The sequence below is a fragment of the Providencia sp. LY12 genome, assembly GCF_057621555.1.
In genome coordinates this window covers 2,988,065-2,999,903 of the sequence record NZ_CM172594.1, presented here as the reverse complement: position 1 = coordinate 2,999,903, position 11,839 = coordinate 2,988,065, and the positions used below count along the sequence as shown (strand labels likewise).

Annotated in this window: 24 protein-coding genes; 7 read left to right on the top strand and 17 right to left on the bottom strand. The window is 37.3% G+C overall.

The features are described 5' to 3' along the window. Positions 1-53 precede the first annotated feature (53 nt). The 10 genes from ACY3ZI_RS14480 to ACY3ZI_RS14435 all read right to left on the bottom strand — a co-directional run bounded on the left by ACY3ZI_RS14480 (position 54) and on the right by ACY3ZI_RS14435 (position 4,171). The gene (locus tag ACY3ZI_RS14480) at positions 54-314 is read right to left on the bottom strand and encodes a hypothetical protein (RefSeq protein ID WP_487375410.1); all 261 of its coding nucleotides are present in this window, start codon (positions 312-314) and stop codon (positions 54-56) included. Continuing rightward, positions 304-573, bottom strand: coding sequence for a phiTE_015 family protein (locus ACY3ZI_RS14475; RefSeq protein WP_196712418.1), 270 nt, complete (start codon positions 571-573; stop codon positions 304-306). Before ACY3ZI_RS14475 ends, ACY3ZI_RS14480 begins: the two co-directional genes overlap by 11 nt. Next, complete coding sequence (locus ACY3ZI_RS14470) at positions 566-769, bottom strand: DUF7279 family protein (protein WP_487375409.1); 204 nt, start codon at positions 767-769, stop codon at positions 566-568. The genes ACY3ZI_RS14475 and ACY3ZI_RS14470 overlap by 8 nt, the downstream gene beginning before the upstream one ends. A gap of 662 nt (positions 770-1,431) precedes the next feature. After that, positions 1,432-1,896, bottom strand: a complete 465-nt coding sequence (gene ssb / locus ACY3ZI_RS14465) for a single-stranded DNA-binding protein (protein ID WP_272533259.1) — start codon at positions 1,894-1,896, stop codon at positions 1,432-1,434. Continuing rightward, positions 1,896-2,396: an HNH endonuclease signature motif containing protein gene (locus ACY3ZI_RS14460; protein ID WP_207910762.1), complete on the bottom strand. Its 501-nt coding sequence runs from the start codon at positions 2,394-2,396 to the stop codon at positions 1,896-1,898. The genes ssb and ACY3ZI_RS14460 overlap by 1 nt, the downstream gene beginning before the upstream one ends. A 46-nt stretch (positions 2,397-2,442) precedes the next feature. After that, positions 2,443-3,060, bottom strand: a complete 618-nt coding sequence (locus ACY3ZI_RS14455; RefSeq protein ID WP_487375408.1) for an ERF family protein — start codon at positions 3,058-3,060, stop codon at positions 2,443-2,445. A gap of 15 nt (positions 3,061-3,075) precedes the next feature. Continuing rightward, positions 3,076-3,384, bottom strand: a complete 309-nt coding sequence (locus ACY3ZI_RS14450) for a hypothetical protein (RefSeq protein ID WP_487375407.1) — start codon at positions 3,382-3,384, stop codon at positions 3,076-3,078. Further along, positions 3,377-3,529 (bottom strand): hypothetical protein, encoded by a 153-nt coding sequence (locus ACY3ZI_RS14445; RefSeq protein ID WP_487375406.1) that lies wholly within the window; start codon positions 3,527-3,529, stop codon positions 3,377-3,379. The genes ACY3ZI_RS14450 and ACY3ZI_RS14445 overlap by 8 nt, the downstream gene beginning before the upstream one ends. A gap of 127 nt (positions 3,530-3,656) precedes the next feature. Then, positions 3,657-3,839 carry a host cell division inhibitory peptide Kil gene (kil, locus tag ACY3ZI_RS14440; protein ID WP_487375405.1) on the bottom strand — a complete coding sequence of 61 codons (183 nt, stop codon included), beginning with the start codon at positions 3,837-3,839 and terminating at the stop codon, positions 3,657-3,659. 107 nt (positions 3,840-3,946) lie between these two features. Then, positions 3,947-4,171: a hypothetical protein gene (locus tag ACY3ZI_RS14435; protein WP_487375404.1), complete on the bottom strand. Its 225-nt coding sequence runs from the start codon at positions 4,169-4,171 to the stop codon at positions 3,947-3,949. 144 nt (positions 4,172-4,315) lie between these two features. Here ACY3ZI_RS14435 and ACY3ZI_RS14430 point away from each other — a divergent pair, with 144 nt between their 5' ends. Further along, complete coding sequence (locus ACY3ZI_RS14430; protein ID WP_487375403.1) at positions 4,316-4,528, top strand: hypothetical protein; 213 nt, start codon at positions 4,316-4,318, stop codon at positions 4,526-4,528. Here ACY3ZI_RS14430 and ACY3ZI_RS14425 read toward each other — a convergent pair. Continuing rightward, entirely contained in the window at positions 4,525-4,743 is a 219-nt protein-coding gene (locus tag ACY3ZI_RS14425; RefSeq protein ID WP_265498899.1) for a hypothetical protein, read from the bottom strand. The genes ACY3ZI_RS14430 and ACY3ZI_RS14425 overlap by 4 nt on opposite strands. 423 nt (positions 4,744-5,166) lie before the next feature. On the opposite strand from ACY3ZI_RS14425, the gene ACY3ZI_RS14420 reads away from it, so the two are divergent. Next, positions 5,167-5,379 (top strand): YccJ family protein, encoded by a 213-nt coding sequence (locus ACY3ZI_RS14420; RefSeq protein WP_036951028.1) that lies wholly within the window; start codon positions 5,167-5,169, stop codon positions 5,377-5,379. Between the two features lie 71 nt (positions 5,380-5,450). Here the strand turns inward: ACY3ZI_RS14420 and ACY3ZI_RS14415 are convergent, their stop codons facing one another. From ACY3ZI_RS14415 to ACY3ZI_RS14390, 6 genes are all read right to left on the bottom strand, one after another. Continuing rightward, on the bottom strand, positions 5,451-5,843 hold the full coding sequence (locus ACY3ZI_RS14415; RefSeq protein ID WP_487375402.1) for a transcriptional antitermination N peptide: 393 nt from the start codon (positions 5,841-5,843) through the stop codon (positions 5,451-5,453). Between the two features lie 329 nt (positions 5,844-6,172). Continuing rightward, the gene (locus ACY3ZI_RS14410; protein WP_154600011.1) at positions 6,173-6,406 is read right to left on the bottom strand and encodes a putative hemolysin; all 234 of its coding nucleotides are present in this window, start codon (positions 6,404-6,406) and stop codon (positions 6,173-6,175) included. Between the two features lie 67 nt (positions 6,407-6,473). Continuing rightward, positions 6,474-6,980, bottom strand: coding sequence for a hypothetical protein (locus tag ACY3ZI_RS14405; protein WP_154632085.1), 507 nt, complete (start codon positions 6,978-6,980; stop codon positions 6,474-6,476). Positions 6,981-6,996: 16 nt separating this feature from the next. Continuing rightward, positions 6,997-8,058 (bottom strand): hypothetical protein, encoded by a 1,062-nt coding sequence (locus ACY3ZI_RS14400; protein ID WP_154632086.1) that lies wholly within the window; start codon positions 8,056-8,058, stop codon positions 6,997-6,999. A gap of 69 nt (positions 8,059-8,127) precedes the next feature. Next, positions 8,128-8,469, bottom strand: coding sequence for a DUF3024 domain-containing protein (locus tag ACY3ZI_RS14395; protein WP_006658129.1), 342 nt, complete (start codon positions 8,467-8,469; stop codon positions 8,128-8,130). A gap of 9 nt (positions 8,470-8,478) precedes the next feature. Beyond that, on the bottom strand, positions 8,479-9,123 hold the full coding sequence (locus ACY3ZI_RS14390; protein ID WP_487375401.1) for a LexA family protein: 645 nt from the start codon (positions 9,121-9,123) through the stop codon (positions 8,479-8,481). Positions 9,124-9,230: 107 nt separating this feature from the next. Here ACY3ZI_RS14390 and ACY3ZI_RS14385 point away from each other — a divergent pair, with 107 nt between their 5' ends. The 5 genes from ACY3ZI_RS14385 to ACY3ZI_RS14365 all read left to right on the top strand — a co-directional run bounded on the left by ACY3ZI_RS14385 (position 9,231) and on the right by ACY3ZI_RS14365 (position 11,824). Next, positions 9,231-9,440, top strand: coding sequence for a helix-turn-helix transcriptional regulator (locus tag ACY3ZI_RS14385; RefSeq protein WP_006658131.1), 210 nt, complete (start codon positions 9,231-9,233; stop codon positions 9,438-9,440). Between the two features lie 132 nt (positions 9,441-9,572). Then, positions 9,573-9,893, top strand: a complete 321-nt coding sequence (locus ACY3ZI_RS14380) for a hypothetical protein (RefSeq protein ID WP_154600010.1) — start codon at positions 9,573-9,575, stop codon at positions 9,891-9,893. Beyond that, positions 9,883-10,143 (top strand): hypothetical protein, encoded by a 261-nt coding sequence (locus tag ACY3ZI_RS14375; protein WP_487375400.1) that lies wholly within the window; start codon positions 9,883-9,885, stop codon positions 10,141-10,143. The genes ACY3ZI_RS14380 and ACY3ZI_RS14375 overlap by 11 nt, the downstream gene beginning before the upstream one ends. Before the next feature lie 110 nt (positions 10,144-10,253). Then, complete coding sequence (locus tag ACY3ZI_RS14370; RefSeq protein WP_487375399.1) at positions 10,254-11,153, top strand: replication protein; 900 nt, start codon at positions 10,254-10,256, stop codon at positions 11,151-11,153. After that, positions 11,150-11,824: a replication protein P gene (locus tag ACY3ZI_RS14365; RefSeq protein WP_487375398.1), complete on the top strand. Its 675-nt coding sequence runs from the start codon at positions 11,150-11,152 to the stop codon at positions 11,822-11,824. Before ACY3ZI_RS14370 ends, ACY3ZI_RS14365 begins: the two co-directional genes overlap by 4 nt. Positions 11,825-11,839 lie beyond the last annotated feature (15 nt).

Sequence of the window (11,839 nt, the reverse complement as noted above, 5' to 3'; positions counted from 1 at the left end):
GTAGAACCTTGTATTACAAGCAGTAATATATATCCGATTATTGGCATGGTTATTTAATATTGGATGTATACAGGAATGTTTCGTTTATCGTCTGATTCTTCATACACAGTAGAACAGCCACAATCATGTATATTTTCAACTCCGGTTACTGACATGTAGCCAATTGGATTATTTCTACTTAGCCCCTTAAAGTGATAAATTAGAATTTGAGCTTCATGCTTCATTATCTCAATATTAATCTTAGATGAGTTACTATTTTTTAGTTCAAGTTCAATTTTTGCCACTATTTCTAATAATTCATCGCTAACTTTCATTTTTTATTTTCACTCCCTGTCTATTTAATAATTCAATTGATTCTGTGATAGCCCTGTTATATCCAAAGGCGTAGCTATTATCTTGTGATGGCTTGGATTCTTTAGTAGGTAATTCAACCTCCAAATTCTCGCGTGATGCTTGCCATGCTTTGTGGCATTGGCGCTTTACGGATTGAAGTAAAGTATTTTCTGGTTGAGACTCAATTAACGGATACTCTTTTTTAAACCATTCTTCAAATTGCAGGCTTGAATTATCCATCACTCCACCTTTTAATGTGATTTATTACGAATTTAGTTACCTTCCGTATTTGCCGCTTTGTCGGTTTTAAAACAAACTTCTTTTCAGCTAAAAGTTCGCAACAATCACCAGAAACTGTAACGATGCAAAGTAAGAAGTGATTCTTTTTAATGGTTGTTCTTTCCGCTGATATATAATAAATCGGCTTCTCAATCATATTCATTCCTCTTCATTGCATTTGTTTAATCGCTAGGATTAAAACGTTTCATCAGCCTTTTAAATTTATAGCCTATAGTTAATTAGAACTTTCTAATTATTTTTACAGTCCTTGCCGATGCTTCCATGCGTCGGTTTTTTTCTAGTCTTTATTGCATTCTTGAGAGTCATCAAATTCATTCCATACACACCAAGCGCATTTTCCATCTGCTTCAATAACAACAGTATGTCTGCAGTTTTCGCATGTAACTTTGTCACCATCGAATACCAATTATTACTACCTTCATCTATATGTACTGTTGCTGTTCTGCATCACATTTATCGCAACCTCCGAGAAATGCTACATTTTTAAAGGTTTTCATATTTATCTCCTGTTTACATCATTACTTTTAATCCGTTAGTTGATTAAATTTAATAATTCTCCATTTTCAATAAAAAATGATGTGGGTCATTTTTTATTGATTTGGCTTGAATAGAATAAGTGTTTTAGGAATCAATAACGGGGAATAAACATCAAATGTTTACATCTAATGATCCTGATGAAAGAATAATAAATAGACTGGCTATTATTGATATAGTTATCAAATATATAGGAGGTGGTATAACTGTTCTGTTTGTATTGTTTTTTGTTATTGTTAGCACTCTAGTCGGTTTTTTTCTTGTCTAGAACGGAATGTCATCGTCAAAATCCATCGGTGGCTCGATGTGTTGATGAGCTGATTGTCCTGATAGCATAGGGTCTTGAGCGCGTTGTCGAGGCACAGGAGCTCCTGTTTTGCTATTACTACCTAGCATTTGCATTGTTCCATTGATGCCTATAAAAACTTCAGTAATATTTTTTTCTTGTCCATCATTCCCTTGATATTTACGAGTTCGGAGTTTTCCTTCGATATAAACCTGACTGCCTTTTCTTAGATATTGTCCGGCTATTTCCGCTAACTTTCCTTGTATGGAAATATTATGCCAATCAGTGCGTTCTCTTTGTTCGCCAGTATTTCGGTCATTCCATATCTCACTTGTCGCAACTGAAAAACTAGCAAATGCAGTACCAGTTGGTGCATATCTAACTATAGGGTCATTGCCTAAGTGTCCAATGAGTATTACCTTACAAACTCCACGGCTTGCCATTATTTCAATCTCCCGTTGTGGTCTCTTTTTCTGTTTTTAATATTTTCCAGAGCGTGATGTCTTGCGTGTGATTCTCTGGTCATGAGCTGAAGGTTTTCTGGTGAGTTATTATTTCTATTGTGGTCTATGTGATGAACACACTCATTCGGCATTAGCTTTCTCCCTATTATTTTTTCCATAATTACAACGTGGGCTAACCTTCCTTTATTCTTGCCCATAGTTATTTCAATATACCCGCTAGGTTTTAGTGAGAAGCCTTTTCCTATGCCAGATCTACCTTTGGATATATTCTCTTTCCATTCTTTAGTGAATATTCTTTTCTTTCCTAGAAGACCCTTCCCAAGTTTTCCTTGCGAGGATGCCAACCTTATGGCATCGCCTCTACTTCGGAGTATATTTTTCTTTTTTAATCTGAATCGAATTGTTGATAGCGGCATTCCAGTTTTATTACTGATTTCTGTTATGCTCATTCCTGAAAGGTATAGTTCCGCTTCATCCATAATCACCACCAATGAGTATTATCTTGTTTACGCCTTTACTAGCCATTTATGCCGCCTTTTTAAGTTCGTTAATTCTTATTCCTGTTAATCGTTTACATTCTTCTTGCTGAGTACTGTTGCCGTTGAGTTCATTCCATACTCTTTTGTACTCGTTAGTAATCACAAGTTCGTTAGTTGCTTCATGCAAGAACCCAGTGTAATCACTCAATATCTGCTCGGCCGTCCTTGGCGCGACATCATGAACTTCTGCATCTGCATCGATTGCTGTTTCTTCCGTAGGAATGCAGAAGGCTTGAAATGCTGCGTATTTGTATGCAATTGACATCGCTTTGTTTGTGGCTTTATCCCCGCTATCCATAGCTTCGCCGTAAGTTACGACTGTGTGCTTGCTGCCATCCTTGGTGGATATAAAATCGAACTCAGCTTTGACGGTTACGTAAATTAAAACACCGCCTCTTTGAGTAACTCGTTCAGTTGCTGTTCTATTAATCATCCTTGGTAGAATTAGCAATCCATGCTTCACTAACGCAGGAGCTAATGCGTTATAGACTGCATCTATACTTCTAAACATAAATCCTTGTTGTTTATTCTCGCTTTCCTTTTTAATCCCTGTTTCTGCTAGCTCCTTGGCAACATTACTTATTGCTTTGTATACATCACTCATAATTAACTCCTAAATTTAGTCACCCATATTTCTACCTTCACCATAACCGTAGTTGTCTGGAGCGATTCCTTTCGCTATATAACGCGCATATCTCATCAGGTCTTCATTAATCCGTTGCTGTTCGATGTAACCAGGAAGGGGAGGAAAGAATTTCGACATTGTTAGATTTGATTGCCGCACATCTGTGGCTTCGCGTTGTTTTCCTGATGCGTTGATATTCTTCGGCTTTCCTTGCCTAGATAATTTTATTTGCGCTATCGCTGATTTTAGCGCTGCTTCTTTTGTAGGGTGAGATGGAAAGCATCTAACTAGATATTTACCCATATTCACCTCTCATCCAGCGAATAGGTGTTGATTGCTGCGGAACACCTAAGCTTTCCATGCGATAGTATTCAGCTTCTTCTTCGCGCTCTCTGCGTCTTTTCTCGGCATCCTGCCTTTGCTTTAGTTCACATTCTGAAGTTTTCATATCTCATCCTTACGTAAATGCGTAAGATCCACGAGAGTTAACTTGCCGTAGGATTCGATTTGTCTTTTCGCATTGCTGCTTAAATTTCCAATCAGCGACTAATTCGTCTATTTGCTTATCAGTTATGTCAGATTCGCGCAGTAAGGCGAATATTTGCTGTTTTATGTATTTCTGCTTTGCATTCATGCTTGACTCCATATGCTATTTTTAATGTTTCATTTGCTTCGCTCCATCCGTTCTCATCCTTGAGATAGCGTGCAATTCCAGCTTGTGATTGAGCTAAACAAAGTTTGTATTTATCAATATTCATGCTTATCTCCGGATGTGCGAAATCCTCACTTATCTTGCGATAGCGATAGAAAGTCCCCTGATGTTGGTGATATTTATTCGATTAAATATGAAAGAGGTAAGTTTTTTTTAATGAATAATGTCTCTGACTAGTGTTTTTAGTGCGGCTGTTTTGAGAGCTGTTTTCACCGCTTCGTTCCCGATTAGATTTTTCACAAACTCATCCAATAGCATTTGAATATTTGGCTCATTTTCAGGTACAGATATTTCAGCCATACCTTTTACTTTTGGTTGCATTTCATCAGACAGAATGAGTTTCAAGTTAATATCTACTGATGCTTTTGCGTGTGGCATTTTGCCTCCTTATGTGTGTTTTTTTTGAGTAAAATAAGTATCAAATTGCCTGCTTTTAACCACGTCAGGCAGCTGAGGTTTATTACTTCCCAGTAATAAATTGGATATACTTATTCCTCCCCTGAGATAGAGAGGATTGAATTAATGTCTAAAAATGTTATTACCGAACATAACCCTGTAGAAAGGGTTGCTTTTGATATGGCTCTAGCATTAGCCGCTAAGCAAAATTCAATCAAGACACCAGAAGAACTAATGGCTGAGATTGAAGCTCTATATCCTGAATGCTATGAGGTTGCCAAGAAGCAATGGAGTAAAGAAAACCCACCTCCATCGAAAGCGTTCTTAGATACCTTTTAAGGTAGCTGAAAATCAATAATTTCTTTTAATTGTTCTAGTAGCTCAGATAGCGGTACGGGATAAACTAAGTCACTACCGCTAGTTAGCATAATTGCTGATCTGATATCTTCTTTATCTTCATCATCTTCCCAGAACCCAGAAATTGAATTCTCATGAAAATAAAAATTTTTACCGTAAAGTTTTGCTCTATGTAACTGTACTTTTTTACCAGCCATTCTATACCTCCTATTATTCAACCCAGCACCCTCGTAAAGACGCTAGAGTAAGTATTGCTATTCGATGAATGATTAAATTTCTGGCATGATTGCCGCACAACTTTGTCGGTCTCTTCTTGGTTGATTACTTCGAAGTACTTATCTCTAAGGGTTTGGATTTATTAAAGCTTTCTTCGCAGATGTCATTGAACTTAAAAGAAGTTCCGAATTTAACTTGAAAGTTTTCTTCAAACCAACAGAAACGAACAGATAGTTTTGACTCATCAGGGTTATGCGCTTTTTTTACTAAAACCCGATTAATCTTTCAGTGGGGTATTGTTGAGTGAGAGCTTTCGTAATTGCAGTGCAAGTTAAGCTGCTTTTTTAAATTTCTGTATTCATGCTATTATTTCCCTTAGTACCAACTACTAAGGGATATAAAGCATGAAAGATCATCACATATCTGAGTGGGCGAAAGTCCGTGAAACTTCAATTGAGATTGCTCAAGCTATATTTGAGCTAGCTAAAAATGATGAAGTTTTAGCTGAGAAAATTTGGGAAGAAGGTTCTGATGAAGTGCTCCCTCTAGCTTTTTCTAAAACAACAGACGATAAGTTGTTTTGGGGTGAGCAGACAATCGAACGTAAAAACGTTTAGTCATTCAAAGCCCTTAATAGGGCTTTATCATATTTCTAATTCTTATCTATCACCCGCTCACCTAATGAGCTTTAAGCTCTCGCTGTCACTTCGCCTGATTCTAATAACGTTCCTGACGACCTATATTTAGTAGAATAAATACTAGTATTGGGTAAGCAGGTATTATCTACTGAGTCATAAACTTTAGTACTGCGAATTGATATTGCTTTTTCAACTCGGGTAATTGGTTTTACATTTTTTCTTGTTGGAAATATTGAATCCAATTTCATTTCAATATTTTTTTTCGAAATAGCTTCAGCTTTTCGTCTAGCGTGACGTCTATTTCTAGATAATCCGCGCAAAAATTCAGGTTTGCGTGATTTTTTCACATAAATAGTTGCCATATGCCCTCCAAATAGTTGGTTTTGGTGAGAATAAGGATTGAAACCCTTAATTATATCTGTTTTGACAGGGCGGTTTTCCATGTCGGGGCAGAACTCTCTGGAGTGAGTGAACACCTTATTCTCACAAAAACCTTCTGAGAAGGTTGCCGCTTTATCAGCGACTCCATTCTGATAGTTAATACACAGCTCACTATCATCGTTGTTAAAGAGCACCAACGAGCTGTGTTCCGTTGATGCTTATAATATTCACAAATTGTGATTTTACTGTCAACCACAATTTGTGTTTATTTCTCAGTTTATATACTAACGTGATGATTTTAAATGAAAGATATTTTATTTTTAGACACGATTTGTGATTTAATTCACATTCGTAGGGGGGGCATAAAAAAAGCCCATTAGGGCTTTTATGTTTATTTATGGTCTCTTCTGTACAAAGACCACTCTTCAATTTTTTCACCAGAGGGGAGGGTGCAATATCCTACTTGTCCATCGTTAGTGTTAACTATGTCAAGTTTTCCGCCTATTTTCGCGCAATAAACAGAAGCAGGGTTAGCCATTCCTACTTGTGCAGGGGAGTTGTCATTTTTTCCTGAAGAGCAGGCAGTTAACGAAATTAAAGCTGATAAAATAATGATTTTTTTCATGTGGTTATCCGTTTGGGAGGCTGTGGGTTCTATATACAAAAAAGCCCTCGCGGGGAGGGCTGGAATATTAGTTGTCTGATTTTAACTTATTGAGAAGCTCTTCTTTTTTCTTTTTCTTATCAGCCCGGTGTATCATTAAATTTTTAAATGACTGAATTTCATGCATTATTGAACGAATATATATTAGCGTTGATAATGAAGATAAAATCAAACCAAAGCAAATAGAAATAATTATACTCATACTTATAACTTGCTGTTGAAGTAGGAATAATACTACAAAAATTATGGCTGAGATCACATAAAAGCAAATAAGGGCATACAGTCTATTTTGTTTTGCATCTATTATTCCCTTTAATCTACGAATTTCTGAAGAGGTTAGTTCAGTATGCTCGCTTGACTCTGGTAACTTAAGCATAGCTTGCACAGCAAAAGTAGCAGGGAATAACAAAAGTGTTACAAGTATCCAAGGCGTTATAGTGGTATTTATGACCAAGTAATTAGACGCGATTTTAGTAACTAAAAAACCAATAATGAAGGCTACTATCATTTTAAAAAGCAATTTTCTAGTGCTCATATAGCCTCCTTTTGACTTAATCTTTAGCCCCGATCTCCCCTGCATCTACTTTGGATAAAAGCCATTTGTGCATTTGCAAATATAGGTGATTTTCGTCAATTAGTCCATTGTTGTATTGGACATTTAAGTTGCCTCTTAGCCTTAGTTCGCTACCTTTTATCATTCCTCCTCCATGTAAATCTATCTGTATATCTTCCTCATCAATGTGCCTCATTGAGCTAGCTAAGCTATCTAACACCGCTTGTCCTGACTTCGATGTTTTTCTGAAATAAGTTATTTCTAAGCTCACTTGAATATTGGCGTCATCCAATGCGTCTTCTAATTTGAGATCATTAAAAGCCTTATCTCCAAGCATGGCTTTGATTATGCTGCCACCACGCCCAGCAGGCATGTATTTTATTTTTTTGACTTTCTCTTGTTTACTTTCTGATTGGTTGTTAATTGATATATCGCCGTTTTCACTTTCTGCTTTAACTGGGACACTGCCAAGTTTTATTTTTCGAACTGGGGTGTTTTCCATAATTGATATTGTTTTTTCAGCTGGCTTATCTTGCAAAATGAGGAAATCGTCATCTCCTAAATGCTCTGAGAAACTATGTATTAGCCAGTTAAAGTGGGTTTCTATATCCTTTGAAGTTAAAGCTTTAGACTGAACGATCATTACATGATTTTGGAAAACACCGAAGTGTAGAATAGAATCAATAAACTCTCTTTTTATTCTCTTTGTGTCTTCTGTTGTCAGTTCTTCATCAGATAAAAGTTGTATTTGCTCAGATGTTATCGAGTTAATGTCATAAAACTCAGAATCTTCATTAATGGTCATTAAAGCTTGGCTTTTCCCTTGCTCAAAAAGAATTAATTGACCAAATAATATTGTCTTATAAAGCTCATTTTTGTTTATCATTCGGAATGGGCTATTAGTATCTAATGGCGATATTTTTTCTCTTCTGTCAGATACTTTAGATGCGGTCCCACCTTTGGATATAATAGAGCTTAATATTTCTTGTAAAGTTGTCTCACAATTAGAAATAACCGCTCTTTTGTAATGAACAACTTTACTTCTAGTATCCTTAGCCATCCTTATCATTCCTATAATTAAAATTATTTGATAGTTAACATTAACAGCCACTCATCCTAAAACGTGTCGTTAGCCAAAAAAATAACCTTGCAAATCATCTTCTACAAGCTTAATAGCATCTGAAAAACTACCTAACATTTTTTCATCGTAATGATGCCAGTTACTGTCTTTATCCATCCATAGTAGTGACCAAGAGCCTGTGATTTTGTTATGTATTATTTTTGCTACAGGTTCTTCTACTCTTGAGTCACTCCATGTTAGCTGTCTAACCTCGAATATAACGACCGAGTCATCTTCAATACGATACTGTAAATCGAGCTCATCTCTGAGATGTTCTGCTGGGCGGCGTTTTTCTAAGAAAAATTCCATGCACTTTTCAATATTTGCTAGTTCAATATCATTGAATGCCATGCTTTCTCCTCAAAAGGTGTCATCAGACCATTGACACTTTATAACTTTACCTATGATTTCGCAGTTTTCATTTATTGGGATTAAATCAAATTTCGGGTTAAGAGGTTCAAGGAATGTTTGCCCTGATTCTCTAATTAATTTTTTAAATGTAAATTCGTTACCGTTTAGCCTAGCGATACAAAAATCACCAACATTCACAGGCTCTTTTGGATCAATAAGTATCAACATTCCTTCTGGAAAGCTAGGTTTACCTCCTTGTGCTGCTGTCATTGAATGACCTTCAACCTCAAGCCAAAAAGCGCGATCACTTGCTTTCTTGGCTGTAGGTATCCATGCGATGGCATCTTTCTCTGTATAAGAGTTACTATTTTCGGTAAATGCGCCTGCTTGAATTTTGGTCAGTAATGGATATTCGTAATTACTAATTACTTGATCACTTTGAGCACCAAACATTAACTCTGCTGGCGATACACCAAGCGCTTCGCTGATGATCAATGCATCATCAGCACTTATTTTTCTTTCCCCAAGTTCATAATTTCCAATTCTAGAGGCTGCTGAATATCCGCACAGCTTTGCAAGTTGCGCTTGGCTTAAGCCTCTTGATTCACGAAGAGACTTCAGTCTTTCACCGATAATTTCATTTATTTTTTTCATGTATATCTTTTAACACAAAATGTGATTCAAGTATCCAAACAATATGTGATTGACATGTAATCACATATTGTGTGTAATGCAATGAATGGACATGGAGGATATTCATAATGAATAACATCGCAGAACAGCGAAAAAAACTAGGAATTTCTCAGGCTGTTTTAGCTTCATCAATCGGGTGGGGGCAATCGCGAATTGCAAACTACGAGTCAAACATCAGAACACCTAGTCTGAATGACTGTCGAGTAATTGTCGAAGTGCTACAAAAACTTGGAGCAAAATGCTCTCTAGATGATGTTTTCCCACCTAAAACATCATAGATTTTACGGCTCTTTAACAATCGCAGTTTTTTGCTGCTACGGAGTCGCTGATAAAGCGGCAGATTTACCAGATATAAAAATGCCCACAGGATCGTGGGTAACGGATTAACTGTATATGAAGGAATATAAATTATGGAAAACGCAAATTCACGCAAATCGTTTAACCGATTTGTATCCAATCACTTGGTAGCAACCGCTTATCAAGTTATCAGAACAACATCTCAAACAGTCATCGCTAAATCATTAGGCGTTCATGACTCAACTATCACTCGTAGAACCGAAAAGATACCTGAGCTATGCGAGACATTAGCAGCGGCAGGGGTAATTGATTTTGTTTTGCCGGGTGAAAAGAAAATTAGTGAAGAGGAATACAGATTTTTGTGGAAGCAAATGGCTGAGTTTTCACTATGGAAAACAGGTTCATTACAGGAGGTAAATATCAATGAATCCTGATGAATTTATCCGAAAAAATATTATTAAAAAATTGATTGAATTAGGTTATCAGGATGGAGTGGCTTTGGAATTAGCCGCGGATGAGGGGATATCTCATTTTAGACGGTGCTCACAAGCTAGTCGTCGTGGAGCAATATTTGATGATTGTTATCACGTAGCTAAGACATGGATAGATAAATATGGCAGTAAGCCAGCAATGGTAAGTAAACGAAGAGCCAAACAGACTATCAAGCAAGTTTCAATGTTCTAAAAAGCAAAAGCCTAGGAGGCGGCAACCAACTAGGCTTTCATCGTATTTTGTTATGCAGGAGTAATTTTACATGAATATTAATTTCAAAACAAATCGATATGGAGGTCGCCATGAATACAGCGGAGGTATTTAAATTTCCCGTTAAGCCGGAGAAACCAAGAATGGCAGAGTTGGACAGTGGCTATACAAAGCTTGCCAACGAGTTACTTGAATCGCTGATGTGCTGCGACCTAACCGCAAGGCAATTTAGAGTCATGCTTGCGTTAATTCGTAAAACTTATGGTTTTGGAAAGAAATGCGATCGAATATCTGACTCTCAATTAGCCGAGAAGACCAAACTATCAAGGCAGAACGTTAATAAGGCAAAGAATGAATTACTTTCAATGAATTATATCATTCTTGATGGTAACAAAATTGGTGTCAACAAAGAGGTTTCAGCATGGAAAAATCAATCTAGAGACAGTGTCTCTAACTTGAAGACAAAAAACGTCTCTAACTTAGAGACAAATGATGTCTCTAATCTGGAGACACACAAAAGAAATACTTTAAAGAAAAAAGAAATAAATAATATATCGTCAGAGAATTCTATCGAATCCCCTGACCAACCACCCGAAAAAATTTCAGTGGTTGATCCCGATGCTGTTGTTTGTTCCCCCAAAGGTAACAAGTGGGGAAATGCGGATGACCTCAAGGCAGCTCAATGGATTTACTCGCAAGTGTTGATAATCAGTCCTACATCAAAAGAGCCAAACTGGTCATCATGGGCTAATGATATTCGCTTGATGAGGCAATTAGACGGGTATTCACACAAAGATATTTGCCGATTATTCCAATGGGCTAACCGCGATTCCTTCTGGTGTAGCGTCGTGTTATCTCCTGCAAAACTTCGCAAAAAATGGGCGACTTTAGTCATTCAAAGTCAGCAACAAAACCGAAACAAACAAGCTGTAGAGCAAGAGCCAACACAAAGCTGGAATACTCGTGAAGCATGGGAGAATGAATTTATATGAAATCTCATTTGGCAACTGCAATTGCTAATCGTGATGTAGGCGCACTGGCTAAAATTGCTCAAGACAGTACGCCGCAAAAAGTAGTAAACCCACAAGCTGAGCAACTCGTTGATGTGTTATTCCGAAACCTGAAACAAATCTTTCCTGCTGCAGTAAACACCATATTCAAAAATGAAAGTGACGAGCTCGCGGCTAAGCGACAGTGGGTTGCCGCCTTTGCTGAAAATGGAATTACTACCCGCGAGCAACTTCAAAACGGAATGAGACACGCGAGGGCAAGTGATTCGCCTTTTTTCCCCGCAGTCGGTCAATTCATCAAGTGGTGCAAACAGGAAGACTTTACTCAGCTCGGATTGCCCACAGAAACTGAACTATACGACATGTTCAAGAAGTATTGCTCTGAGCGAGGTTGGCGTAGATTTAATTGGCAGTCGAACGCTTGTTACTGGATGGTCACTAAAATTTACTCAGAAATGCGAAGTCGAAACTTATCGGATTCAGAGGTTATAAAACTTTGCGCGTCTGAGCTTAAGGCTATGGCTAATCGTATTAAATCAGGTGAGAAAATACCTGATCCAGTTTTGCAACTTGAAAGCGCAGTGATCCCCACTAAGCGTGACAAAGCGTTATCAATCATTGCCGATTGGAAAAACAAATATGGATTTAAGTAAGGGGAGCGATAAGAC

Coding starts and splice junctions, on each gene's coding strand:
- ACY3ZI_RS14480 (WP_487375410.1), bottom strand. CDS start 314: ATGAAAGTTAGCGATGAATTATTAGAAATAGTGGCAAAAATTGAACTT.
- ACY3ZI_RS14475 (WP_196712418.1), bottom strand. CDS start 573: ATGGATAATTCAAGCCTGCAATTTGAAGAATGGTTTAAAAAAGAGTAT.
- ACY3ZI_RS14470 (WP_487375409.1), bottom strand. CDS start 769: ATGATTGAGAAGCCGATTTATTATATATCAGCGGAAAGAACAACCATT.
- ssb (WP_272533259.1), bottom strand. CDS start 1,896: ATGGCAAGCCGTGGAGTTTGTAAGGTAATACTCATTGGACACTTAGGC.
- ACY3ZI_RS14460 (WP_207910762.1), bottom strand. CDS start 2,396: ATGGATGAAGCGGAACTATACCTTTCAGGAATGAGCATAACAGAAATC.
- ACY3ZI_RS14455 (WP_487375408.1), bottom strand. CDS start 3,060: ATGAGTGATGTATACAAAGCAATAAGTAATGTTGCCAAGGAGCTAGCA.
- ACY3ZI_RS14450 (WP_487375407.1), bottom strand. CDS start 3,384: ATGGGTAAATATCTAGTTAGATGCTTTCCATCTCACCCTACAAAAGAA.
- ACY3ZI_RS14445 (WP_487375406.1), bottom strand. CDS start 3,529: ATGAAAACTTCAGAATGTGAACTAAAGCAAAGGCAGGATGCCGAGAAA.
- kil (WP_487375405.1), bottom strand. CDS start 3,839: ATGAATATTGATAAATACAAACTTTGTTTAGCTCAATCACAAGCTGGA.
- ACY3ZI_RS14435 (WP_487375404.1), bottom strand. CDS start 4,171: ATGCCACACGCAAAAGCATCAGTAGATATTAACTTGAAACTCATTCTG.
- ACY3ZI_RS14430 (WP_487375403.1), top strand. CDS start 4,316: ATGTCTAAAAATGTTATTACCGAACATAACCCTGTAGAAAGGGTTGCT.
- ACY3ZI_RS14425 (WP_265498899.1), bottom strand. CDS start 4,743: ATGGCTGGTAAAAAAGTACAGTTACATAGAGCAAAACTTTACGGTAAA.
- ACY3ZI_RS14420 (WP_036951028.1), top strand. CDS start 5,167: ATGAAAGATCATCACATATCTGAGTGGGCGAAAGTCCGTGAAACTTCA.
- ACY3ZI_RS14415 (WP_487375402.1), bottom strand. CDS start 5,843: ATGGAAAACCGCCCTGTCAAAACAGATATAATTAAGGGTTTCAATCCT.
- ACY3ZI_RS14410 (WP_154600011.1), bottom strand. CDS start 6,406: ATGAAAAAAATCATTATTTTATCAGCTTTAATTTCGTTAACTGCCTGC.
- ACY3ZI_RS14405 (WP_154632085.1), bottom strand. CDS start 6,980: ATGAGCACTAGAAAATTGCTTTTTAAAATGATAGTAGCCTTCATTATT.
- ACY3ZI_RS14400 (WP_154632086.1), bottom strand. CDS start 8,058: ATGGCTAAGGATACTAGAAGTAAAGTTGTTCATTACAAAAGAGCGGTT.
- ACY3ZI_RS14395 (WP_006658129.1), bottom strand. CDS start 8,469: ATGGCATTCAATGATATTGAACTAGCAAATATTGAAAAGTGCATGGAA.
- ACY3ZI_RS14390 (WP_487375401.1), bottom strand. CDS start 9,123: ATGAAAAAAATAAATGAAATTATCGGTGAAAGACTGAAGTCTCTTCGT.
- ACY3ZI_RS14385 (WP_006658131.1), top strand. CDS start 9,231: ATGAATAACATCGCAGAACAGCGAAAAAAACTAGGAATTTCTCAGGCT.
- ACY3ZI_RS14380 (WP_154600010.1), top strand. CDS start 9,573: ATGGAAAACGCAAATTCACGCAAATCGTTTAACCGATTTGTATCCAAT.
- ACY3ZI_RS14375 (WP_487375400.1), top strand. CDS start 9,883: ATGAATCCTGATGAATTTATCCGAAAAAATATTATTAAAAAATTGATT.
- ACY3ZI_RS14370 (WP_487375399.1), top strand. CDS start 10,254: ATGAATACAGCGGAGGTATTTAAATTTCCCGTTAAGCCGGAGAAACCA.
- ACY3ZI_RS14365 (WP_487375398.1), top strand. CDS start 11,150: ATGAAATCTCATTTGGCAACTGCAATTGCTAATCGTGATGTAGGCGCA.